This is a genomic window from Nocardia sp. NPDC003693 (genome assembly GCF_053981095.1).
This window is the reverse complement of the sequence record NZ_JBSFNO010000001.1, coordinates 423,161-444,807: the sequence shown is the minus strand read 5'-3', so window position 1 is coordinate 444,807 and position 21,647 is coordinate 423,161. Positions and strand designations below refer to the sequence as shown.

General features: G+C 69.1%; 22 protein-coding genes and 1 pseudogene. 11 read left to right on the top strand and 12 right to left on the bottom strand.

Annotated features, from left to right (window positions below):
• Positions 1-9: 9 nt before the first annotated feature.
• The 3 genes and pseudogenes from ACWDOP_RS02340 to ACWDOP_RS02330 all read right to left on the bottom strand — a co-directional run.
• A pseudogene (locus ACWDOP_RS02340) lies at positions 10-879 on the bottom strand (LysR family transcriptional regulator); the annotation flags it as partial.
• Positions 880-990: 111 nt separating this feature from the next.
• Entirely contained in the window at positions 991-1,563 is a 573-nt protein-coding gene (locus ACWDOP_RS02335; RefSeq protein ID WP_456343529.1) for a hypothetical protein, read from the bottom strand.
• Positions 1,564-1,595: 32 nt separating this feature from the next.
• Positions 1,596-2,039 carry a hypothetical protein gene (locus ACWDOP_RS02330; RefSeq protein WP_456343528.1) on the bottom strand — a complete coding sequence of 148 codons (444 nt, stop codon included), beginning with the start codon at positions 2,037-2,039 and terminating at the stop codon, positions 1,596-1,598.
• 128 nt (positions 2,040-2,167) lie between these two features.
• On the opposite strand from ACWDOP_RS02330, the gene ACWDOP_RS02325 reads away from it, so the two are divergent.
• Positions 2,168-2,788, top strand: coding sequence for a TetR/AcrR family transcriptional regulator (locus ACWDOP_RS02325; protein ID WP_456343527.1), 621 nt, complete (start codon positions 2,168-2,170; stop codon positions 2,786-2,788).
• Between the two features lie 58 nt (positions 2,789-2,846).
• Entirely contained in the window at positions 2,847-3,827 is a 981-nt protein-coding gene (locus ACWDOP_RS02320; RefSeq protein WP_456343526.1) for a hypothetical protein, read from the top strand.
• A gap of 73 nt (positions 3,828-3,900) precedes the next feature.
• On the opposite strand, the gene ACWDOP_RS02315 is transcribed toward ACWDOP_RS02320, so the two are convergent.
• From ACWDOP_RS02315 to ACWDOP_RS02305, 3 genes are all read right to left on the bottom strand, one after another.
• Positions 3,901-4,737: a mycofactocin-coupled SDR family oxidoreductase gene (locus ACWDOP_RS02315; RefSeq protein WP_454207897.1), complete on the bottom strand. Its 837-nt coding sequence runs from the start codon at positions 4,735-4,737 to the stop codon at positions 3,901-3,903.
• A gap of 49 nt (positions 4,738-4,786) precedes the next feature.
• Entirely contained in the window at positions 4,787-6,064 is a 1,278-nt protein-coding gene (locus tag ACWDOP_RS02310) for a cytochrome P450 (protein WP_456343525.1), read from the bottom strand.
• 118 nt (positions 6,065-6,182) lie between these two features.
• On the bottom strand, positions 6,183-6,743 hold the full coding sequence (locus ACWDOP_RS02305) for a hypothetical protein (protein WP_456343524.1): 561 nt from the start codon (positions 6,741-6,743) through the stop codon (positions 6,183-6,185).
• A 257-nt stretch (positions 6,744-7,000) separates the two neighbouring features.
• Here ACWDOP_RS02305 and ACWDOP_RS02300 point away from each other — a divergent pair, with 257 nt between their 5' ends.
• From ACWDOP_RS02300 to ACWDOP_RS02285, 4 genes are all read left to right on the top strand, one after another.
• Positions 7,001-8,182 carry an amidohydrolase family protein gene (locus tag ACWDOP_RS02300; RefSeq protein WP_454207892.1) on the top strand — a complete coding sequence of 394 codons (1,182 nt, stop codon included), beginning with the start codon at positions 7,001-7,003 and terminating at the stop codon, positions 8,180-8,182.
• Positions 8,179-9,618 (top strand): FadD3 family acyl-CoA ligase, encoded by a 1,440-nt coding sequence (locus ACWDOP_RS02295; protein ID WP_456343523.1) that lies wholly within the window; start codon positions 8,179-8,181, stop codon positions 9,616-9,618. Before ACWDOP_RS02300 ends, ACWDOP_RS02295 begins: the two co-directional genes overlap by 4 nt.
• 144 nt (positions 9,619-9,762) lie before the next feature.
• Positions 9,763-11,019 carry an amidohydrolase family protein gene (locus ACWDOP_RS02290; RefSeq protein ID WP_454207888.1) on the top strand — a complete coding sequence of 419 codons (1,257 nt, stop codon included), beginning with the start codon at positions 9,763-9,765 and terminating at the stop codon, positions 11,017-11,019.
• Positions 11,020-11,030: 11 nt separating this feature from the next.
• The gene (locus ACWDOP_RS02285; protein WP_456343522.1) at positions 11,031-11,330 is read left to right on the top strand and encodes a hypothetical protein; all 300 of its coding nucleotides are present in this window, start codon (positions 11,031-11,033) and stop codon (positions 11,328-11,330) included.
• A gap of 71 nt (positions 11,331-11,401) precedes the next feature.
• Here the strand turns inward: ACWDOP_RS02285 and ACWDOP_RS02280 are convergent, their stop codons facing one another.
• The gene (locus ACWDOP_RS02280; RefSeq protein WP_456343521.1) at positions 11,402-11,713 is read right to left on the bottom strand and encodes a hypothetical protein; all 312 of its coding nucleotides are present in this window, start codon (positions 11,711-11,713) and stop codon (positions 11,402-11,404) included.
• Entirely contained in the window at positions 11,706-12,005 is a 300-nt protein-coding gene (locus ACWDOP_RS02275) for a hypothetical protein (RefSeq protein ID WP_456343520.1), read from the bottom strand. Before ACWDOP_RS02275 ends, ACWDOP_RS02280 begins: the two co-directional genes overlap by 8 nt.
• Before the next feature lie 72 nt (positions 12,006-12,077).
• Between ACWDOP_RS02275 and ACWDOP_RS02270 the strand changes: the two genes are divergently transcribed.
• On the top strand, positions 12,078-12,671 hold the full coding sequence (locus tag ACWDOP_RS02270; RefSeq protein ID WP_454207882.1) for a QsdR family transcriptional regulator: 594 nt from the start codon (positions 12,078-12,080) through the stop codon (positions 12,669-12,671).
• A gap of 167 nt (positions 12,672-12,838) precedes the next feature.
• Entirely contained in the window at positions 12,839-13,705 is an 867-nt protein-coding gene (locus tag ACWDOP_RS02265; protein WP_456343519.1) for an esterase/lipase family protein, read from the top strand.
• A 64-nt stretch (positions 13,706-13,769) separates the two neighbouring features.
• Here ACWDOP_RS02265 and ACWDOP_RS02260 read toward each other — a convergent pair whose 3' ends face one another.
• The 4 genes from ACWDOP_RS02260 to ACWDOP_RS02245 form a co-directional block, all read right to left on the bottom strand.
• Positions 13,770-14,927 carry a thiolase family protein gene (locus tag ACWDOP_RS02260; protein ID WP_456343518.1) on the bottom strand — a complete coding sequence of 386 codons (1,158 nt, stop codon included), beginning with the start codon at positions 14,925-14,927 and terminating at the stop codon, positions 13,770-13,772.
• A complete protein-coding gene (locus ACWDOP_RS02255) occupies positions 14,924-16,102 on the bottom strand; it encodes an OB-fold domain-containing protein (RefSeq protein ID WP_456343517.1) in 1,179 nt (392 codons plus the stop codon). Before ACWDOP_RS02255 ends, ACWDOP_RS02260 begins: the two co-directional genes overlap by 4 nt.
• 158 nt (positions 16,103-16,260) lie before the next feature.
• Positions 16,261-17,469 carry a CaiB/BaiF CoA transferase family protein gene (locus ACWDOP_RS02250; protein WP_456343516.1) on the bottom strand — a complete coding sequence of 403 codons (1,209 nt, stop codon included), beginning with the start codon at positions 17,467-17,469 and terminating at the stop codon, positions 16,261-16,263.
• Positions 17,466-18,932, bottom strand: a complete 1,467-nt coding sequence (locus ACWDOP_RS02245; protein ID WP_456343515.1) for an aldehyde dehydrogenase family protein — start codon at positions 18,930-18,932, stop codon at positions 17,466-17,468. The genes ACWDOP_RS02250 and ACWDOP_RS02245 overlap by 4 nt, the downstream gene beginning before the upstream one ends.
• A gap of 106 nt (positions 18,933-19,038) precedes the next feature.
• Here ACWDOP_RS02245 and ACWDOP_RS02240 point away from each other — a divergent pair, with 106 nt between their 5' ends.
• The 3 genes from ACWDOP_RS02240 to ACWDOP_RS02230 all read left to right on the top strand — a co-directional run bounded on the left by ACWDOP_RS02240 (position 19,039) and on the right by ACWDOP_RS02230 (position 21,605).
• Entirely contained in the window at positions 19,039-19,746 is a 708-nt protein-coding gene (locus ACWDOP_RS02240) for an SDR family NAD(P)-dependent oxidoreductase (protein ID WP_454207871.1), read from the top strand.
• A gap of 63 nt (positions 19,747-19,809) precedes the next feature.
• Complete coding sequence (locus ACWDOP_RS02235; protein WP_456343514.1) at positions 19,810-20,787, top strand: alpha/beta hydrolase; 978 nt, start codon at positions 19,810-19,812, stop codon at positions 20,785-20,787.
• Positions 20,787-21,605: an NAD(P)-dependent oxidoreductase gene (locus ACWDOP_RS02230; RefSeq protein ID WP_456343513.1), complete on the top strand. Its 819-nt coding sequence runs from the start codon at positions 20,787-20,789 to the stop codon at positions 21,603-21,605. Before ACWDOP_RS02235 ends, ACWDOP_RS02230 begins: the two co-directional genes overlap by 1 nt.
• The last annotated feature ends 42 nt before the right edge of the window (positions 21,606-21,647 follow it).

Below are 21,647 nucleotides of genomic sequence, written 5' to 3'. Positions count from 1 at the left end.
CGCCTCCTCGATCATCGAGACGAACGGGGCCAGTAGCGGATTCGTGCCGCCGGTCGGCCACATCAGGCCGTAGTCGATCGGCGGTGCGTCGCGGAACGGCACGAAGACCAGGCCCGGATAGGAAAAGAACTGGTCCGCGCGCGCCGCCACGGGACCGACGCCCATCCCCTGGCTCACATGCACGAGCATCTCGGACCAGCAGGCCGTCGCCGATCCGTGCGGCACGGCGCGTCCCGACGGCGTCCGGCGCGGGAAGTAGTGGTCCATCCAGTAGCGCGGTATGAGGTCGCCGGCGACGGTGATCAGGGTGGCGTCGGCCAGATCCTCCAGGGACACCGAGTCCCGGCGGGCGAACGGATGCCGCTCGGGCACCATCAACGCTCGTGGCTCGGAGAACAGGACCGGCCCGGTCGTGATGTCGGCTTCGGCGATCGGCAACTCGGTGAGCTGCAGATCGACTGCGCCCGAACGCATCCGGCCCAGCGGATCGCCGATATGGATCTCCTCCACGCGCACGACGCTCCCCGGATAGCGGGCGCGGAGCCGATCCGCCGCCCGCACCATCACGTTTCCGCACCAGGGTGCCGAGAATCCAGCGGTGATAGCGGGTTTCACCGCGTTGCCCAGGCTCACCGCGGCGAGTCCGGCGGTGATCCGGTCGTAGGCGGGGCGCAACTCGTCGCGCAGTTGTTCGCCGACGACCGTCAGGGCCACCGTTCGGCTGTTGCGTTCGAAGAGCGGCGCGCCGACCTGCCGTTCGACCTTGCGGATGAGCTGGCTGATCCGGCTGGTCGTCACCCGCAGGCGTTGCGCGGTCCGGCCGAAGTGCAGTTCTTCGGCAAGGGTGAGGAATGCCTCCAGCTCCAACCGTTCCAGCATTGCTCATCCTCGTCTCGTGCGGCCGTCCCGGTCGTTCCCGCGGCTCGGGCATGGTAGCCCGGCGTGACATGCCCGGCGCCGCAGGCTGATCGGCGACCGGGCGCACCCGGCTCAGCGGGCCAGTTCCTCGGCCATGCGGGCGGTGATGGCCGTCAGGACGCGGGCGGTCGTGGCCAGTTCCTCCGGGGTGACCGTGCCGTAGGCGGCCTGCACGATCGCGCCGGAGTCGGCGCGCACCCGGTCCGCGACGGCCCGGCCCGCCGCCGTGGTTTCCAACTGCCCGCCGGGGTCGGCACTCAGCAATCCCCCGTCGAGCAGCGCGTTCACGGCGGTGTCGATGTCGGCCGTATTCCACTGCGTCATACCGGCGATTCGGGCGATGTGGGCGGTGCGCTCGACCGGCCCACCGGCCGCCAGGGCCTGGTTGAGGACGATCCACTGATGCTCGTCGAGGGTGGTTCCGGCCAGCGCGCGGGCCAGGACGGCTCCGTGATGCTTCTCGGCCTGGCCGACGATCGAGGGGCTGAGGGTGACGGCGGCGGGATCCGCCGCGGGCGTACTCGCGGCCACGACGGTGCTGCCGGAAGGGTCTGCGGCGACGGTCGTTCCGGTGCACCCGGTGAGTAGCAACGCCGCACCGATGGCCGTGGCCGCGATGCCCGCCGTGACAGTTCTGCTGGACATGCTGGAGTCCTCCTTCTGTGGTGGTCCGGCGGTCAGGCGCGGGCCAGTTCCTCGGCCATGCGGGCGGTGACGGTGGCCAGCACGCGGGCCGCGATCGCCAGGTCTTCGGGAGAGACGGAGCCGTACGCGGCCGACACGATCGCGCCGGATTCGGCGCGGATCCTGCCCGCGAGGGCGGTGCCGGCGGCGGTGGGTTCGACCGAGCCTCCCGGGGTGGTCGCGAGCAGGCCGCTGCCGATCAGCGCGTCGAGGGCGGTCTCGACGTCGGTGGGATTCCACTGGGTCATCCGGGCGATCCGGGCGATGTACGCGGTCGGCTCGACCGGTTCGCCGGCGGCCAGGGCCTGGTTGAGGACGATCCACTGATGCTCGTCGAGGGTGGTGCCGGCCAGCGCGCGGTTCAGGATCGTGGCGTGGTGCTTCTCGGCCTGGCCGACGATCGCGGGGTTCAGGGTGAGCTGGGTGGTGGCGGTCATTGCGATCTCCTCGTTCGTGTTGCTCGGTGACGAGTTAGATTCTGACACTCAGTTCCAGAAATGCGCAAGTGTCAATTGCAACTGAGTTTCTTTCGTGCCTGAGGCTCGGTTGGGGGTAGGATCTCGGCATGCCTCGAGACGACCGCGCACTGCCGCTGCGTGAACGCAAACGGATACGCACCCGCCGCGCACTCGCGGACGTGGCCCTGCGGCTGTTCACGGAAAAGGGCTTCGCCGCCACCACCGTGGAGGAACTGGTCGACGCGGCGGAGGTCTCACGCAGCACGTTCTTCCGGGCCTTCCCCACCAAGGAGGCCGTGGCGATCGAGGCCGAAACCGAGTTGTGGACGGGCTATCTCGACGCCCTGGCCGAGCACACGCTGACCGGGCCGATCCTCGACGCGCTGCGCGACACCCTCGCCGGCGCGGCCGCCGCGCTCCCCGACGACTGGGACGAGCGCTACATCGCCACCCGCCGCCTGGTGCTCACCGCACCGAGTCTGCTCGGCCACATCGAGTACTCGCGGTCACGCGTGGAAACCCAAGTGGCCCAGCACCTGTCGGATGAGCTCGCCCTCCCCGACGGCGACCTGCGCCCGCGCATTCTCGCGGAGATGACCACCACCGCCTGGAGCACCGCGGGCCGCGCCTGGGTCGCCGCCGATGGGGCCGGCGGGCGCACCGGACTACTCGACGGTCTGCGCGACGCCTTCGCCGCCGTGCCGGGCGCGCTCGAGCTGACTCGGTAGTCCGCCGCTCGCGCTCACGGGAAGACAATGTCGGTCCGCGGACCTAGGCTGCGCGATCGTGACTGATCTTGTTGCACTCGGGGAAATCACCTGTCCGTCGGGTGAGTTGATCGTGGTCGACGGCGGGTATCTGGAGCTGTGGTCGGGCGAACGGTCGCCCGACGAGGTTCAACCGGACAGGTTTCCCGAGGCGGTGGACTTCCGGATCACCGGTCCCGACGCTGCCGCCGCCGCACGCGCTTTCGACCGCCAGGCGGGGACCACGCTGTACGACATCCCGACCCACGCGACCGGCGAGTTCCGCGCGAGCTTCGAGGAAGCGATCCGCGGTGCGGGTTTGGACGCCACGCTCACCGAGTTCGAGAACCGGGTACCGCATCGCGAGCGGGTCCGCCGGGCGGTCGAGGCGGGCGCCCCCGGCTTCATCATCAGCGGCGTCCCGGTCATCACGGTGGGCGGCGTACCCACCGACCGGCCGCTGCCGGTGGTCGCCCGGTACGCCGCCGAAACGGGCTGGGAGTACATCCGCATCGTTCTCGCCGACCGCCCGATCGCCTCGACGCGCTATCTCGACAGCGTGGCAGTCGACTACGCGCGCTTCGCCTTCGCCGATGCGCAGGCGCTGAACGCCTGGGAGCACGGGCGCCCACTCGACGGCCTGGCGGACGTGGTCTTCTGGGGTTTGCACGAGGACGAGATCGCCACGGAGTTCGGCGCCACCCGGGTCGCCATCCCCGGCGACGAGGTCCACGGCTGGCTCGATCTGCCGGTCCGCGAGGCCTACGAGAAAGCTGTCGCCCTGGAGGAGCGCCGCGCCCGGGAACCCCAGCGCCGCTTCGCCTTCGACTTCCGCCCCCACTCTCACCACTGGCAGGTGATGGCCGGCGTGCGCGGTGACGCCCACGAGGCGGCGACGATCGAGGTGGCCGGCGCCCGGATCATGTTCGCGATGACCTCGATCGGCGACGGCTTCTTCCCCGCCCACCTCGAGCTCGACGAGGCCGGAAGCCCGGTGGGGGTGCGCATCTCGATCCAGTGAACGGGGCCTTCCCAGCAAACGACCGCGGCGTCAGCGGATCATCCGCTGACGCCGAGAGGGGTTGCGCGCCTAGCTACTTCAGCATGCTGCCCGCGTCGATCGGGAGGGGGACGCCGGTGATGTAGCGGGCCTCGTCGGAGGCCAGGAACAGGACGGCGTTGCTGATGTCCTCGGGCTCCATCCACGGCACGGGGAGGGTGTGGAACATGCGGCAGATCGGCTCCAGGTCGGCGGGGCCGGGGGACTCGAGGTCGGGGCGGAACAGTTTGTAGGTGCCCTCGTTCATCACCATGGGGGTGTTCACGTGGGTGGGGTGCACCGAGTTCACGCGGATCGAGTGGTGGCCGAGCTCGACGGCGAACGTGCGCATGAGGCCGACCACGCCGTGCTTGGCGGCGACATAGTGGCCCACGTTCGGGTACGCCTTCAGGCCGCCGACCGAGCTGGTGAGAATGATCGAACCGCCGCGCTCACCCGAGACGATGTGCGGGACAGCGGCTTTCACCGTCTTCCAGACGCCGCCGAGGTTGACCCCGATCATGTCGTCCCACAGCTCTTCCTTCAGGTCGGTCAGCAGACCGCCCTCGTTGCCGATGCCGGCGTTGGCCACGACGATGTCCAGGCGGCCGAGCTGTTCGACGCCGCCGTCCACCGCGGCCTTCATCGCGTCGTAGTCGCGCACGTCCACCTCGGCGGTGACCACGCGGCGGCCCAGGCCCTTGACCAGTTCCGCGGTCGTGGCCAGATCCTCGGGGGTGGACATCGCGAACGGCACGTTGTCCAGCTGCTTGCAGACGTCGATCGCGATGATGTCGGCGCCCTCCTGCGCCAGGCGCACCGCGTGCGCGCGGCCCTGACCGCGGGCCGCACCCGTGATGAATGCGACCTTTCCTTCGACCCGTCCGGTCATCACTACCTCACTTCGTTGGTTCGCCGAATCGGCATGCCCGAGTAAGAACTCAGGACTTGGGGGTGAATTCGAGCTGCAGCTTCTGCAGGCCGCGCAAGATGTAGGTGGGCTCGTAGTCGTAGCGCCGCGCGTCGATCGGGCCGTGCTCGTTCTCGTCGATACGGATGTCGAGCATCCGATCGAGAATGCGCTCCATCGACACCCGGCCCTCGACGCGCGCGAGCGGCCCGCCCGGGCAGGTGTGTACGCCGCGCCCGAAAGCCATGTGCTCGCGGGAGTTCGGGCGATCGAGGCGGAAATCGTGCGGGTCCTCGAAGCGGCGCGGATCGCGGTTGGCCGCACCCGGGCACAGCATGATGGTGGTCCCGATCGGCACCTCGGTCTCACCGAGCTGGGTGGCCTGCTTGGCCAGTCGGAACAGGCTTTTCACGGGAGCCTCCATGCGCAGGGTCTCCTCGATGAACACCGGGATCTTGCTGCGGTCGGCCCGTAGCTCCTCCTGCAGACCCGGTGTGTCGCAGAGGAATTTGAGCGCGGAGGTCAGCAGCTTGGCGGTGGTCTCCTGCCCGGCGGCGAAGAGGAAGGTCGCCGAGCGCACCACGTCGATGACCTCGGGGGTCGACCCGTCCGGGTACTTGGCCAGCGCGAGCTGGGTCAGCACGTCGTCACGCGGGTTCGCGCGGCGGTCGGAGATGTACGCGCTGAACTTCTCGTCCAGGAACTCGAGCGGGTTGCTCGAGACGATGTCGTCGTCGAGCGCGCCGACGCGCGCGCCGGGCCGCTCCGCGCCCAGCACCACCCGGAACTGCTGGTGGTCCTCCTCGGGAACGCCGAGCACGTCGGCAACGACCAGGAGCGAGAAGGGTTTCGCGTACGCGGCCAGGAAGTCGCACGCGCCGTCGGCGACGAACTCGTCGAGCTGGGCGTCGGCCAGCCGCCACATGAACTCCTCGTTCTCCTTCAACCGCGCCGGGGTGAGCAGGCGGTTGAGCAGGGAGCGAGCCGCGGTGTGGTCCGGCGGATCCATGGTGACCATGTGCTCGTACATGGGCATCTTGTGCCGGTGCTCGGCGATCAGCGCGCCCAGGTCGTCGCCTTCGACGTCGAACGGCAGCGGCGGGAACGGGCCGCCGACCGCGATCACCGAGGACAGCGCGTCCCCGTTGCGCATGGCCTCGGCCGTCTCCTCGTATCCGGTCACCGCCACGACCCCGTGGTGCGGCAGCCCGGTCACCGGGCACTTCGAGCGCAGGTGGTCGTAGTACGGGTGCGGATTCGGCACCAGCGCCTGGTCCGTGAAGTAGTCGACCGTGTCGAAGTCAGTCATCCTGGACAGCTCCTGCCGTGGTTAGAGAATTCACTCTTAATGATAATTGTGATCTTCTCTCACGAGAATAGCGTTCTCCGATAGGCATGGGCCATCACCCGGATCCGGAGACGCGAGGTCAGTGACCGACCAGCATTGCTTCGGCCGCCGCCGGGGACTCCCCCGGACATCCGGCGGCCCGCAGCGCACAGGATTTGAACGCCCGGGCGGCCGTGCTCACCCGGTGCTCGCTCGGGCGCATCCGGCCCGCCAGCTCCTCGGGCACCTCCGCACCCCAGAGCAACACGCGAGACCTGCCGCGCTCGAGACAGGACAGCACGCCGGCGCGCACCCGCTCGTCCGCCAGATACGCCTCGACCGTCACGGCGATGACGTCCGGCCAGATCTCCGGCTCGGCCGGTGGCCGCGCGGGCAGCAGATCCATGCTGGTCGCGCCCAGAATCTCCAGGGCGCGAACATCTTCCAGGTCCGACAGCAGCACGCTCACCTCCCAGCCCGCCGAGGCGTGATCGAAGAGCCAGCCACCGGCGTAGCGCACCACGTCGGCCGCTCGGGGGGCGACCACGACCACCCGATATCGCATGGGACGGCGACGAGCCTTGGCCCGCCAGCCGGAGAGCGGAAGCGCGCCCGGCACCTCGGAGTCGAAATCGCTGGAAACGGCGGACTGCCCGGCCATCGGGGCTCCCTCCCTGACGGAATCGCGCCACGCGCCGAGGTACCCACCCGCGCTACGGAAACGAGATTCTCTTTTTCTGTGAGATCGATCTCACCATACACAAAAACGACATTCGCAGCAGCGGGTTGCCGATCCCCCTGTCCGGCAGATCGGCGCGACTCCCGCGCCGCCCCACCCGATTCCGACTCCCAGCTCGGCAGGGTTGTCCGCGCACGGTTGCGAGAATATCATTCTCACAATTCGACAAGGAGGATCTCATGGGTAAGCAGGAGCTGCCGTACCAACTCTTCGACGCCGACAACCACCTGTACGAGACCAAGGAGGCACTGACCAAGTACCTCCCGGAGAAGTACGCCAACGCCATTCAGTACGTCGAGGTCAACGGCCGCACCAAGATCGCGGTGCGCGGTCAGATCAGCGAGTACATCCCGAATCCCACCTTCGAGGTCGTGGCGCGGCCCGGCGCGATGGAGGAGTACTTCAAGAACGGCAATCCCGAGGGCAAGAGCCGGCGCGAGATCTTCGGCGCGGCGATCAAATCCACCCCGGCGTTCCGCGAGCCCGCGCCCCGGCTCGAGCTCATGGACGAGCTGAACATCCATCGCACCCTGATGTTCCCGACGCTCGCGAGCCTCATCGAAGAGCGCATGAGCGACAACCCCGAGCTCATCCACGCGGTGATCCACGCGCTCAACCAGTGGCTGCACGAGACCTGGTCGTTCAACTACAAGGACCGGATCTACACCGTGCCGGTGGTCAGCCTGCCGATCGTGGACCGGGCCATCGAGGAACTCGAGTGGTGCGTCGAGCGCGGCGCCAAGGCCATCCTGGTGCGGCCCGCGCCGGTTCCGGGTTTGGGCGGTTCGCGCTCGTTCGCGCTGCCGGAGTTCGATCCGTTCTGGAAGCGGGTCGTGGAGCTGGACGTGCTGGTCACCATGCACTCCTCGGACAGCGGATACGCCAAGTACTCCTCGGACTGGGAGGGCAACAGCGACGAGATGCTGCCGTTCCAGACCAACACCTACCGCATGCTCAACGAGTGGCGGCCCATTCAGGACGCGGTCGCCTCCTGGGTGTGTCACGGTGCGCTGCTGCGGTTCCCGGAGCTCAAGATCGCCGTCATCGAGAACGGCGCGAGCTGGCTCCCGCCGCTGCTCGAAGGCTTGGCCGACGTCTACAAGAAGGCCCCGGAGGGCTTCGGATTCAAGGATCCGGTGGCGGCGATCAAGAACAGCGTGCACGTGAGCCCCTTCTGGGAGGAGGATCTGGCCGCGCTGGCCGACCTCATCGGCGTGGAGCGGGTGCTGTTCGGTTCGGACTACCCGCATCCGGAGGGCCTGGCCGAGCCCGCCCGCTACGTCAACGAGATCAAGGACATGCCGCTCGAGCACCAGAAGCTGATCATGGGCGGCAACCTCGCACGGCTGCTGTCGGTATGAGCGAGTGGGAGACCCTGCCGCAGCTGGTCGCCTCCGCGGCAACACGTTTCGGTGACGCGGAGGCCATCGTCGACGGCGAGCTGCGGCTGAGCTTCACCGAACTCGCGGACCGGGTCCGCCGCGCCGCGGGGGCGTTCGCGAGCGCCGGGGTCGAGGCGGGCGACCGGGTCGCGCTCTGGGCTCCCAACTCGGCCGAATGGATCATCGCCGCGTGCGGGCTGGTGACCGCGGGCGGGGTGCTGGTTCCGGTCAACACCCGGTTCAAGGCCGCCGAGGCCCACGATGTGATCGCGCGCAGCGGCGCGCGGATGGTGCTGGCGCAGCAGGGTTTCCTGGGCGCGGAGTACTCCGCGCCCGCCGGGGTGCCGGTGATCGACCTGAAGTCCGGATTTCTCTCCGGCGGAACGCCGTTCGAGCGCGAGGTGGACGGCGACGCGATCGCCGACATCGTGTTCACCTCCGGCACCACCGGAAAACCCAAGGGCGTCATGATGAATCATCGTCAGACGCTGCGGCTGTACGAGGAGTGGTGCGCGCTCGCGGATCTGCGGACCGGCGACCGCTACCTGATGGTGAATCCCTTCTTCCACACCTTCGGCTACAAAGCCGGTGTCGTCGCCTCGCTGATTCGCGGCGCGACCATGCTGCCGGTGCCGGTGTTCGAGGTCGATCGGGTGCTGGAGCTGGTCGCGCGCGAGCGGGTGACCATGCTGCCCGGGCCGCCGACCCTGTATCACTCGCTGCTGCAGGCCCGGGGCGCGCACGATCTGTCCTCGTTGCGGGCCGCGGTGACCGGTGCGGCGGACATTCCGGTGGAGTTGATCCGGCGGATCCGCGAGGAACTGCCGTTCGAGACCATCATGACCGGATACGGGCTGACCGAGGCCGGCACCGCGACCGCGTCCCGGCCCGGGGACACCTTCGAACAGATCGCCACCACCGTGGGGCGGCCATGCGACGGGGTCGAGGTGCGGATCGCCGCGGACGGCGAGGTGCTGGTGCGCGGGTACAGCGTCATGCGCGGATACCTCGATGATCCGCGCGCGACCGCCGAGGCCGTCGACCCCGACGGCTGGCTGCACACCGGCGATCTCGGCGAGCTGGACGACGGCGGCCGGTTGCGCATCATCGGCCGCAAGAAGGACATGTTCATCGTCGGCGGCTTCAACGCCTATCCGGCCGAGATCGAGGGCTTCCTGCTCGAACATCCCGCCGTGGCCCAGGCGGCGGTCGTCGGGGTGCCCGACGACCGGATGGGGCAGATCGGCATGGCATTCGTGGTCGCGAAAGAACCTGTGTCGGAAGCGGAATTGATCGCCTGGAGCCGAGATCGCATGGCGGGCTACAAGGTTCCGCGTTCGGTGCGGTTCCTGGCCGAGTTGCCCCTGAACGCCACCGGGAAGGTGATGAAGGACCGGCTGCCCGCCGGCGACTGACTGCTCCGGGCGCGGGTTCGGTCGACCCGGCTTCGCGCCCGGTGTATCTTCAACCCAGACGAGAGTGTGATTCTCTTGATTGGAGATCAATACTCTCCAGTGCGCCGGACCGGGTCCGGCCCCTCAGGAACAGCGAGGAAACCCGTGAACATCGACGACATGATCCTGGTGAGCATCGACGACCACGTGGTCGAACCGCTCGACATGTTCGACGGCCACGTACCCAAGAAGTGGGCCGATCTCGCACCCAAGGTCGTCGTCGACGAGCACGGTGTCGACCGGTGGATCTACCGGGATCGCCCGACCGGGGTGGCGGGGCTCAACGCCGTGGTCTCCTGGCCGCCCGAGGAGTGGGGCCGCGATCCGGCGGGGTATGCCGAGATGCGGCCCGCGGTGTGGGACGTGCACGACCGGGTGCGCGACATGGACGTCAACGGCGTCCTCGCCTCGATGTGCTTCCCCACCTTCGCCGGCTTCAGCGCGGGTCACCTGAGTCGCGGCGGGCAGGACGAGATCACCGTGGCGATGATCTCGGCGTACAACGACTGGCACATCGAGGACTGGGCGGGAGCCTACCCCGGCCGGTTCATTCCGATCGCGATCCTGCCGACCTGGGATCCCGCGCTCGCGGTGGCCGAGATCGAGCGGGTCGCGGCCAAGGGCTGTTTCTCGGTGACGATGCCCGAGCTGCCGCACATCGACGGGCTGCCGAGCTATCACGACATCGACTACTGGGCACCGGTTTTCGCGGCCCTGTCCGATCACGACATGGTCATGAACCTGCACATCGGACAGGGTTTCGGCGTGCTGCGCCTGGCCCCGGACGCGCCCATCGACAATCTCATGGTGCTGGCGCCGAGCATTTCGCTGGTCGCGGCCCAGGATCTGCTGTGGGGACCGGCTTTTCGCACGTTCCCGAAGCTGAAGGTGGCGCTGTCCGAGGGCGGGGTCGGGTGGATTCCCTTCTTCCTGGATCGCTCGGATCGGCACTACACCAACCAGCGCTGGCTGCGCCGTGACTTCGGCGGCAAGCTGCCCAGCGAGGTGTTCCGCGAGCACGTGCTGGCCTGCTACGTCACCGACCGGACCTCGCTGAAGTTCCGGCACGAGATCGGCATCGAGAACATCGCCTGGGAGTGCGACTACCCGCATTCGGATTCGATCTGGCCCAACGCACCGGAGTTCGTGCTCGAGGAACTGCAGGCGGCCGGCGCGGACGACACCGACATCGACAAGATCACCTGGCAGAACGCGTTGCGCTTCACCGGGTTCGACCCCTTCGCCCACATCCCGAAGGAGCAGGCGACCGTCGGCGCGCTGCGCGCCAAGGCCGCCGACGTCGACACCTCCACCAAGTCCCGTAAGGAATACGCCGAGGCGTTCGCCCGGCGCGCACACTGAAGGTCCCCCACATGCCGATCCTGGTCTTCTCCACCCCGCGCGACGGGATGGATGCCGAATACAACGAGTGGTACGAGAACATCCACATCGCCGACATGCTCGAGATCCCCGGCGTCCGTTCCTGCACCCGCCACCGCCGCCTGAACCCCACCGACCCCGAGGATCTGGAGTACCTCGCGGTCTACGACGTCGACGGCGACCCCCTGGCCGTGCTGAAGGAGATAGGCGCCCGCTCCGCCGACGGCCGCCTCCGCCTCAATCCCTCGGTCGACCCCCAGCGCCTGCGCATGACTGTCTGGCAGCCGCTGTAGAAACCCGTAGTGAGACAGCGTGATCGGTGGGCGTGGCCGAGTGGCCGCGCCCACCGATCACTCTGTCCGATCTAGGCCGCGTTCCGGATGAACTCGAGGATCAGCGGCAGATCCGCGGTCGTCAGCGGCCGCGCCTGGCCGCCGGACAGGTCCTTCTCGATCAACGAGCGGATGTAGGCGGACTGGCTGAGCCCCAGTTCGGTGGCCCGCGCTTTGCAGGCTCGGTCGACGCCGGCGGGCAGCTTCACCGACCGGGGGATCAACGTTTCACGGGCCTCGACCCCGTGGACCACGGGCAACTGCTCGGCCCGGCTCGTGTCGAGGACGAGCCGCTGGGTCAGCGCCGCGATGTCAGCGGGCGTCATGTTCTCGAAGTCAGCCATGGCGGCCCTCCCATTCCTCGAATTGTGCGATCAGCTCGGGAGTCGGGTCGAACGCGTTGATGATGTAGATGTCTTTGCCGTCCACACGGGCCAGGATCACCAGCGGATCGCCGTTGTCCGTGCGCCCCATCAGTACGGACGGCCGCAACCCGGTGGCTTCGTCGACGGCCGGTACGAACCAGATCGGCCGCTCGCCCGCAAGCCACGCACTGAGCAGGTCGTACACGTCGTCGATGTCGATCCCCGCCTGGGTGAGCAGATGCGCCAAACCCCAGTACCAGGTGATCGCCACACCCGAGACTACCACAGACTACCGGACGGTTCGCCCGACCTCCGGAGCACACCCACGCCGTAGGGTGCGGTGGTGCAGGCTTCAGCCGAAGAGATCGTTCAGTACGCCGCCGGTCTCATCCAGGATCGTGAGCGGCTCGACACGCGTGAGATCGCGGCCAGGTTCGGGATCTCGCGTTCGACCCTGTTCCGGCGGGTGGGTAATCGCGAGGCGTTGATGGGGGCGGCGCTGTGGTGGCTGGCGCAGGGGGCGCTGGGCCGGGCGCGCAGCCGATGGGAGCGGGAATTCGGGAGCGTCGTGCGCAACGACGCCGGGCGGTTGCGGTATCTGTGGATCCTCGAGCAGTACGGCCTGGCGATCATGCGCGACAAGGGTTTCGCGTGGTTGCTCGAGAACGATCACCTCACCGCCATGCGCGTGCTTACGGATCCGGAAGGCGCCGTACAGCCGGGATTGATCGCCGCACATCTGGACCTGCTCACCCGGGATGTCACCGATGCGGGACTCAGTCCCCTGGTCGATCTCGAGACCCTGGCATTCGCGGTCGTCCGGCTGGCGGACGCGCTGTTCTACTCGGACATCATGGCGGGCCACACCGAGCACTTCCCGAAGGTAACCCTGCTGTTGCAGCAGCTCGTCGAGGGGACCGTGCAGATTCCGCGCTAGCGCCGAGCGACGTTCGGGCGCAACCGGATCCGATCGGCACCTCTTGTGAAACACATTCCGGATGTGTTTCATAGAGTGACCCAGACCATACCGAGGGCCCGCGGTGCGGTCGTCACTCAGACCGGTTCCGTTCGCCCGGAATCGGCCGCGATCACCCGTGAGAAAACATGAAACGCCGAACCGGCGCGCTGGCCGCGTCCATCGCCCTCGCCTGCCTCACCTTCTGCTCTCCCGCCCGCGCGGATCTCGCTCCCCCGAACGCGAACGACTGGTCCTGCACGCCGTCCCGAGAACATCCCCGACCGGTCGTCCTGGTGCACGGCACCGGAAGTTCGGCCGCCGGCAATTGGGTCACGCTCTCGCCACTGCTGGCTCGGCAGGGCTACTGCGTGTTCGCCTTCGACTACGGCGAAACCGCGATGTCCCTCGGAATCTTCAAGGGCCTGGGCGACATTCCCGCGTCGGCACGCACGATGGCCGCGTTCGTGGACCGGGTGCTGGCCGCCACCGGCGCCGACAAGGTCGACGTGGTCGGCCATTCCCAGGGTGGCGGAATCCTGCCGCACTACTACCTCGAACGCCTCGGCGGCGCCGCCAAGGTCGCCTCCCTCATCGCGATCGCGCCGAGTAACCACGGCACCACCACCTTCGGGCTCGCGACCCTCGCCTCCGCACTCGGCCTGGTGGACCCCGTGGCCAACCTGTTCGGGGTCCTGCAGACCCCCGCCTTCGCCCAGCAGTCCACCGCCGCACCGCTCGTGGCGGAGGTGTACGGCGACGGCGACACCGTGCCGGGCGTGCGCTACGCGGTCGTGCAAACCAGGAACGACGCGGTCATCACCCCGTACACCAACGCCTTCCTCCAAGGCGACAACGTCACCAACATCCTGCTGCAGGACCAGTGCCCCACCGACCCGGTAGGCCACATCGGCATGTACGACGACGGCCCCACCATGCAGAACATCGTGAACCTGCTGGGCCCCAACGACCCCAGCTTCCGCCCGACCTGCACCGGGTACGGTCCGGGCATCTGAGTGCCGCCGCCCGCTCGGCTTGCCGAGCGGGCCATCCGGCCTGTCGCGACGGCCGCGGCGAACACTACCGGGGCCCTTCGAGAATCGTGACCGCGGCGACCGCGGTCGGTCCGCCTATGTTGTGGGCCAGGGCGTAGCGGGGGTTCGGGACCTGGTTCACCGCGGTGCCGCGGAGCTGCTCGAACAGTTCCACGCACTGGGCTATGCCGGTCGCGCCGGGTGGGTGGCCCTTGGATTTGAGGCCCCCGCTGGGGTTGACCGGCAGGCTCCCGCCCAGGGTCGTGGCGCCGGACTCGACCAGGCGGTAGCCCTCCAGCTTCGGAGCGAAGCCGAGGTCCTCGTAGCTGATCAGCTCGATGCCGGTGAAGAAGTCGTGCACCTCGGCCACGTCGATGTCGGCGGGGGTCAGGCCGGCCATCGTGTAGGCGTGCTGGGCGGCGCGCACGGTCGCGGGGAAGGTCGTCATATCGCGTTTGTGCTGGTGCATCACCGAATCCAGGCCGAGGCCGACGCCGCGAATCCAGACGGGGCGGTTGGTGTAGCGGTCGACCACGTCCTCGGCGGCCAGCAGCAGGGCCGCCGCGCCGTCGCTCTGGGGGACGCAGTCGTAGACGCCGAAGGGGTCGGCCACGATCGGCGCGTTCAGGGCCTGGTCCATGGTGATCTCGAACCGCAGGCGCGCCTTCGGGTTCCGCGCGCCGTGCCGGTGGTTCTTGACCGCCACCATGGCCAGATGCTCACGCGTGGCCGGGCTTTCGTGCAGGTAGCGGTTGACGTGCAGGGCGAAGCCGGCGGGCGCGAACAGCCCCAGCGGGTAGTCCCAGACCTTGTCCCCGGCCATCGCCTCCCATTCGCGCAGCAGATCCTTCTGCGCGGTCTCGCGGAGTTTGTCCGCCCCGATGACCAGCGCGAGATCCACCGCGCCGGAACCGATCGCGAAGACCGCGTTGCGGACCGCGTCGTTGCCGGTGGCGCACGAGTTGTCGATATGGGTGACGGCCAGCTCCGGCAGGCCGAGGGCGTCCGAGAGCACGCCGGCCGGGAACCCGTCGGTCGCACCGGTGGATCCGAACCAGGCGGCGCGCAGCTCGGCGGTGCGCACACCTTTGTCGACGCTGGCCGCGCAGGCCGCGAACGCCATGGGCAGCAGGTCTTTCACCCCGAGGGCGAAGTGCTCGGCGAAGGGCGTCATGCCCGCGCCGACGACGGCGACGTTTCTCACGATGCCTCCAGATCCGGTTCGAACGCGTATCCGTAGTCCGGGACCCCGGAGCGTAAAGCCACCCGCCGCAACACCATTCGCCCGCGCGCCCCGATGGCCACGGTGCCCGGGTCGACGCCGGTGACCGGCGCGAGCGCCCGCACCCCGACGTCGTCGAGCTCGACCACGACCAGCGAGTACGGTGTGCGCTGTCCGGGCACCGGCAACCGCACGGTGGTCTCGGTGTACACGGTGCCGGTGCGCGGCAGCGGAACCGGCGTGTAGTCGGTGTGCAGGGTGCCGTCGGGTCCGAGCCGATAGCGCGGCGGGAAGTCCAATTCGGTACTGCCGCTGTGCTGTCCGGCTTCCCAGCGCACCTTGGCCTCGAAGGCCCGCTCGTAGGCGGCCAGCGACAGCGGCAGATCGGCGGCGGGGGTCTCGGCGCGTTCGAGTGGTTCGCGCGCGGGTGGCTCGCAGCGCCGCACGCGCACCGGTCCGGGCGCGACGATCAGCCCGGACAGATTCGCCTGCTCCACCCCGACGAGCAGTCCCGCGGTATCCCATTCGGCCATCGCGGCGAGCGCGAAGAGTCCGGCGGCGGCGCCGAGCGTCGGCAGTTCGGGCGGGCGGCCCAGGCACAATCGTTCGGCCTGGGCGTGGTCGATTCCCGCCACCGCGGTCGGGGTGTCGAGCCAGGCCGCCGAGAGCGAGGCGACGGGACCGCGTTCGTGCAGCAGCCGCGGATCGCCGTAATCGTGCACGGCCCCGGTGGTATTGCGGGTGCGCGCGGGCAGACTGCGCGCCACCCGGGCCGCGATCCGCACGTGCAGGCCGTGATCGGAGACCCGGGCCGCGGCCGCGCCCGCCGAGGGTTCGATGTCCACACCGATGACGAGGGTGCGCGGTCGCGCCGAGGTCAGCGCGTCCAGGGCAGCCGGTGCGCCGCCGAGTCGCTCGATCACCTCGAGCTCCGGATCCAGCCCGAGCCCGGCCAGCAGCACCGCGGCGTTGCTGGTGTCGGTCAGCGGCAGATCCCGGCTGACCACCACCACCCGCTCCACCGGCTCGCCGGGATCGAGCGCGGCCCGTCCCGCGGCGACTGCCAGGGTGATGGCGTCCTCGTCGTCCCCCGCCACCCGGGCACGCGGCGCACCCCAGCACGGTAGGTACGTCCCCATCGACGCGATGTACGGCATGGGCCGCCTTTCTGTGCGAGCGGTGCAAGGGTTTGCGGCTGGTGCGCTGATCTTGATGCGAGCAGGACAACGATTTCGGTACGAGCGACGCGATCACGCGTCCCCGGACCCGGTTTCGGCAGTGCGGGCGGCCTTGCACGCGATGCCGCCCGCCACCGTCAGGAGATCGCGCCCGCGGTCTTCAACTCGATGATGCGATCCCAGTCCAGTCCGAGTTCGAGCAGCACTTCCTCGGTGTGCGCGGCGAACGCCGGCCCGGGGCGCAGTTCCGGCGCACCGACATCGAATTGGACGGGACTGGACACCAGCTCCAACTCACCCGCGGTGAGCAGGTACTCGTTCGCCCGCACCTGGGCGTCCTGCCCGAGCTGGCGGGTGTCCTGCACCGGGGCCCACGGCCCGGAGAGAGTGGCGAAGCGCTCGGTCCACTCGGCCAGCGGCCGGGCGCCGATCACCTCGCGCAGAATCGCCACGGCCGCCGCGGTATTCGCGCTGAGCTGCGCGGCGTCGGCGAACCGCGGATCCTCGATGAGGTCGGGCCGCTCGATGTGCCGGCACACGTCGGCCCAGAACTTGCCCGGCTGCAGCATGACGAAGGACAGGTAGCGCCCGTCGGAGGTGGCATAGAGCCCGGACAGCGGATTGGTCGGCGCGCCGTGCACGCCCGGCGCGGGCGCGGACAGCGGTTCACCTACGTGCGCGGAGAGCGCGATGCCGTGGCCCATGGACCACAGCCCGCTGCCCAGCAGCGACACGTCCACCACCGAAGGTTCGCCGGTGCGTTCGCGTTTGAGCAGGGCGGCCGCGATGCCGCCGGCGAGGTTGGTGCCGGAGATGGTGTCCCCGAACGCCGGTCCCGGCGGATTGATCATGCCCTCGATGCCCTCGGGGGTGAGGCTGGCCGCGATGCCCGCGCGGCACCAGAACGCGGTCATGTCGTAGCCGCCGCGATCGGACTCGACCCCGCGCGGTCCGAGCGCACTGCCGCGTGCGTACACGATCGCCGGATTCACGGCCCGGATGTCGTCGACGTCGATGCCGAACTTGGCGCGCGCGCCCGGCAGGAAGCTGGTCAGGAACACATCGGCGGTGCGAGCCAGATCGTGGATCACCGCGCGCCCCTCCGGGGTGGACATGTCCACCCCGATGCTGCGCTTGCCCCGATTGGCGTGCTCGACATTGGGATTGGCGTCGCCCTCGACCTTGAACCGGCCGACCTGGCGCAATCCGCGCTGCGGGTCGCCGGTGATCGCGTGCTCGACCTTGATGACGTTCGCGCCCCAGTCGGCGAGTACCGCGCCCGCCGAGGGCACGAACCCGTACATGGCGACCTCGAGGACGGTGATGCCGGCCAGGGGCCCGCTCATGCGCGCACCTCCGCGACGGTCTTGGTCTCGAGGAACTCTTCGAGCCCGGCCCGGCCCATCTCCCGGCCGATGCCGGACTGCTTGTAGCCGCCGAAGGGCACGTCGGGCTGGAAGTAGTTGCCGCCGTTGATGCTCATGGTGCCGGTGCGGATGCGCTTGGCGACCGCTTTGGCGCGCTCGGCGTCCGCGCCGAACACCGCGCCGGACAGACCGTAGATGGAGTTGTTGGCGATGGCGACGGCCTCGTCGATGTCGCCGTACGGGATGAGCGCGAGCACGGGGCCGAACACTTCCTCCTGCGCGATCTCGCTGTCGGGATCGACGTTCGCGAGCAGGGTCGGCGCGTAGAAGAAGCCCGGATCGACCTTGGTGCCACCGGTGATCAGCTTCGCCCCGGCCGCGACCGCGCGCTGGACCAGACCGTCGACCTTCTCGCGCTGGCGCTCGCTGATCAGCGGGCCCATGTAGTTCTTCGGGTCGTTGGGGTCACCGTAGGACACGTTGGCGAAGTTGGCGGCGATGAGTTCGGCGAGCCTGTCGTGTTCGCTCTGCGGCACCAGGATTCGCGTGGTGAGCGCGCAGCCCTGACCCGCGTGGGTGACGATGCTGAACGCCGCGAACAGCGCGGACAGGGTGAAATCGGCGTCGTCGAGCAGGATCATCGCCGACTTGCCGCCGAGCTCGAGGAACACCCGCTTGAGCGAGCCCGCGGCCGCGGCCATGATCTTGCGGCCAACAACTGTTGAGCCGGTGAAGCTGACCACGTCGACATCGGGATGGGTGGTCATGCGTTCGCCCACCGCGATATCCGAGGAGGTCAGCACGTTCACCACGCCCGCCGGTATGTCGGTGTGCTTCGCGATGACCTCGCCCAGCGCGAGGGTGGCGAGCGGGGTGTCGGGCGCGCCCTTGAGCACCACGGTGCACCCGGCCGCCAGCGCCGGCGCGAGCTTGGCGAGGGCGAGCTGGTGCGGGTAGTTGTAGGCCGCGATGGCCGAAACCACGCCCGTCGCTTCCTTTTCGGTCCAGCGATGGTGTTGCGCGCCCCGGATCTCCACCGCGCCGTACTCCTCGGTGAAGGAGTACTCGCGCAGCAGGTTCGCGTAGTAGCGCACGATCTCGATGGGCTGTTCGAGCTGGTTGCCCTGGGTGAGCAATCGGGTGGCCCCGACCTCGGCGATGGTCACCTCGCGCAGGTCCTCGACGTTGTCGCGCAGGGCCTGATACAGCTGGTCGAGACACCGGATGCGCAACTCGACGTTGGTCGACCAGTCGGTGGTGTCGAAGGCGCGCCGCGCGGCGGCGATGGCCGCGTCGGTTTCAGCGATTCCGGCTTCGGGCGCGTGCCCGTACACCTCGCCGGTGGCGGGGTTGAGCGAGTCGACCGTGCGCCCCGTCTCGACCAGTTGCCCGTCGATGAGCAGTCGCCGCGCGACCTTCACCGCTTGTTCCCGCGTTGACATCCCGGCTCCTCACCCTATTGTGGAAACATCATTCTCACTAGGCGAGAATGATACATTCAATTCCGCGAACGGTAGCAAGAATCCTTGCTGGAGAGGAGATCCGGTCGTGAAGACCGCAGTGGTCACCGGAGGCGCCTCCGGCATCGGGCTGGCCATCGCCCAGCGCCTGCGCAGTGACGGGTTCACCGTCGCCACCCTGGACCTGAACAATCCCGAGAACGACGATCTCGAATACCGGGCGGACATCACCGCGCCCGATCAGATCGCCGCCGCGCTCACCGCGATCCGCGCCCGCTTCGGGCCGGTCACCGTCCTGGTGAACGCGGCCGGACTCGAAGGCTTCCAGCGCTTCACCGCGCTGACCTTCGAGAAGTGGCAGCGGGTCATCGACGTCAACCTGCACGGCACGTTCCACTGCGTGCAGGCGGTGCTGCCGGACATGATCGGCGCGGGCTGGGGCCGCATCGTCAATATCTCGTCCTCGAGCGCGCATTCGGGGCAGCCGTTCATGGCGCACTACGTCGCGGCCAAATCCGCGATCAACGGGCTGACCAAATCCCTTGCGCTGGAACTGGGTCCGGCCGGCATCACCGTGAACGCGGTGCCGCCCGGCTTCATCGACACCCCGATGCTGCGCAAATCCGAGGACAAGGGGCTGCTCGGCGGGACCGTCGAGGACCACATCGAGCGGACGCCGGTGCGGCGCATCGGAACTCCCGCCGATATCGCCGCGGCCTGCTCGTTCCTGATCTCGGAGGAGGCCGGGTACATCACCGGCCAGATCCTCGGGGTCAACGGCGGCCGCAACACCTGAGCCGAAAGGGCCACCCGTGACAACCCTCGCACCCCGCGGCCGGATCCCGATCGGCCGATCGTCATGACGCTCATCGAATCCGAACTGTCCGCCCTGGACGACGATTCCGCGCCGATCCCGGTCCTGGCCGAGGTCGGCGGGATTCCCGTCTCGGGCCTGCTCGCCGCGACGCCCGAGCCACGCGCGACGCTGGTGGCCCTGCACGGGGGTTCCACGAGCTCGATCTACTACGACTGCCCCGGGCACCCGGAACTCTCGCTGCTGCGACTGGGCCGCAGGCTCGGCTACACCGTGCTCGCCCTGGATCGGCCCGGCTACGGGGCCTCAACCCCGTTCGCCGCCGACCTCGCGACCCCGGAACAGCGCCTGGACCTGATGTTCGGGGCCATCGACGCGCACCTGGGCACGCGCGCCCGCGGCGCCGGAATCCTGCTCGTCGGGCATTCGGCGGGCTGCGAAATGATCATGCGAATGGCCGCCGACAAGCGCGGCGCCGGGTTGCTCGGCGTCGAACTGGCCGGCACCGGACGCCTGCATCCGCCGTTCGCGCAGGAAACCCTGTGGGGCCCGGACTCCGACGGCGGGACGCGGCCACCGGGTCTGGGCGATCTGCTGTGGCGCCCGGAACGGCTGTATCCGCCCGACGTGCGGTACGGCGCGAGCATCGCGGCCTCGGGTGCCCGGCTGGAATCGAGCACCGTGGCCCACTGGGCCGAGCACGAGTTCCCGCTGCTGGCCGCGCGCGTGCCGATTCCGGTGCGGTTCACCCTCGGCGACCACGAGCGTGTATGGCGCAGTGACGCCGAGGAATTGACCGCCGTGGGCGCGATGTTCCGCTCCGCGCCGCGGGTGGTGCTGAGCCACCGCCCCAACACCGGGCACAACCTGAGCGTCGGCTACACCGCCGCCGCCTATCACCTGAGCCTGCTGGCCTTCGCCGAGGAGTGCGTCGCGGCCCGCGCCGACGCCGCGTTCTCCGCTCCGGCAACACAATTCGACGGCTTCGCCGAGGCGGCGCCGCAGACGGAGGGACACCGCTGATGCGCGTCGGATTCATCGGACTCGGCAGCCAGGGCGGGCCCATGGCCCGCCGGATCATCGAGGCGGGTTACCGAACCACCCTGTGGGCGCGTAGATCCGCGAGCCTGGAACCGTTCGCGGACAGCGCCGCCGCCACGGCCGACTCCCCCGCCGCCCTGGCCGCCGCGAGCGATCTGGTCTGCCTGTGCGTGGTGGGCGACGCGGACGTGCGGCAGGTGGTGCTCGGCGAGCAGGGCATTCTGGCGGGCCTGGCCCCGGGCGGAATCCTCGCCGTGCACGCCACCGTGCACCCGGACACGTGCCGAGAGCTCGCCGAAACCGCTGCCGCCCAGCGGGTCACGCTCATCGATGCGCCGGTCAGCGGCGGTGGCCCGGCCGCCGCGGTGGGCACCCTGCTGGTCATGGCGGGCGGACCCGCCGACGCGGTGGACCGCTGCCGCCCGGTCTTCGGCACCTTCGCCGACCCGATCGTGCACCTCGGCGGGGTGGGCGCGGGCCAGACGACCAAGCTCCTGAACAATCTGCTGTTCACCGCCAATCTGGCCACCTCCGTCAGCACCCTGACCCTGGGCCGGGAACTCGGGATCAGCCCGGAACGCCTCGGCGAGGTCATCTCCCACGGCACGGCCAACAGCTTCGCCCTGGGCCGCCTGGTCGCCGGCGACGGCACCCTCACCCGCCTGGCCGCGCACGCGGGCGACCTGCTGCGCAAGGACGTCGGCCTCGTCGCCGATCTGGCCACCCAGGCGGGCATCGTCCCCGGCGTCGTGCTCGGCACCGCCGACGCCACCCTGAGCATGATGGACCGCTCGCGCTGATCGATGCCGTTGCGCCCCTTATGCTTCGGGCGCAACGATGGT

What these genes read in the sequence shown, in the direction of transcription:
- ACWDOP_RS02245 (WP_456343515.1), bottom strand. Translation starts at nt 18,932, where the DNA reads ATGTCAACGCGGGAACAAGCGGTGAAGGTCGCGCGGCGACTGCTCATC.
- ACWDOP_RS02315 (WP_454207897.1), bottom strand. Translation starts at nt 4,737, where the DNA reads ATGACCGGACGGGTCGAAGGAAAGGTCGCATTCATCACGGGTGCGGCC.
- ACWDOP_RS02295 (WP_456343523.1), top strand. Translation starts at nt 8,179, where the DNA reads ATGAGCGAGTGGGAGACCCTGCCGCAGCTGGTCGCCTCCGCGGCAACA.
- ACWDOP_RS02265 (WP_456343519.1), top strand. Translation starts at nt 12,839, where the DNA reads ATGAAACGCCGAACCGGCGCGCTGGCCGCGTCCATCGCCCTCGCCTGC.
- ACWDOP_RS02285 (WP_456343522.1), top strand. Translation starts at nt 11,031, where the DNA reads ATGCCGATCCTGGTCTTCTCCACCCCGCGCGACGGGATGGATGCCGAA.
- ACWDOP_RS02280 (WP_456343521.1), bottom strand. Translation starts at nt 11,713, where the DNA reads ATGGCTGACTTCGAGAACATGACGCCCGCTGACATCGCGGCGCTGACC.
- ACWDOP_RS02335 (WP_456343529.1), bottom strand. Translation starts at nt 1,563, where the DNA reads ATGTCCAGCAGAACTGTCACGGCGGGCATCGCGGCCACGGCCATCGGT.
- ACWDOP_RS02325 (WP_456343527.1), top strand. Translation starts at nt 2,168, where the DNA reads ATGCCTCGAGACGACCGCGCACTGCCGCTGCGTGAACGCAAACGGATA.
- ACWDOP_RS02250 (WP_456343516.1), bottom strand. Translation starts at nt 17,469, where the DNA reads ATGAGCGGGCCCCTGGCCGGCATCACCGTCCTCGAGGTCGCCATGTAC.
- ACWDOP_RS02255 (WP_456343517.1), bottom strand. Translation starts at nt 16,102, where the DNA reads ATGCCGTACATCGCGTCGATGGGGACGTACCTACCGTGCTGGGGTGCG.
- ACWDOP_RS02310 (WP_456343525.1), bottom strand. Translation starts at nt 6,064, where the DNA reads ATGACTGACTTCGACACGGTCGACTACTTCACGGACCAGGCGCTGGTG.
- ACWDOP_RS02300 (WP_454207892.1), top strand. Translation starts at nt 7,001, where the DNA reads ATGGGTAAGCAGGAGCTGCCGTACCAACTCTTCGACGCCGACAACCAC.
- ACWDOP_RS02305 (WP_456343524.1), bottom strand. Translation starts at nt 6,743, where the DNA reads ATGGCCGGGCAGTCCGCCGTTTCCAGCGATTTCGACTCCGAGGTGCCG.
- ACWDOP_RS02230 (WP_456343513.1), top strand. Translation starts at nt 20,787, where the DNA reads ATGCGCGTCGGATTCATCGGACTCGGCAGCCAGGGCGGGCCCATGGCC.
- ACWDOP_RS02235 (WP_456343514.1), top strand. Translation starts at nt 19,810, where the DNA reads ATGACGCTCATCGAATCCGAACTGTCCGCCCTGGACGACGATTCCGCG.
- ACWDOP_RS02330 (WP_456343528.1), bottom strand. Translation starts at nt 2,039, where the DNA reads ATGACCGCCACCACCCAGCTCACCCTGAACCCCGCGATCGTCGGCCAG.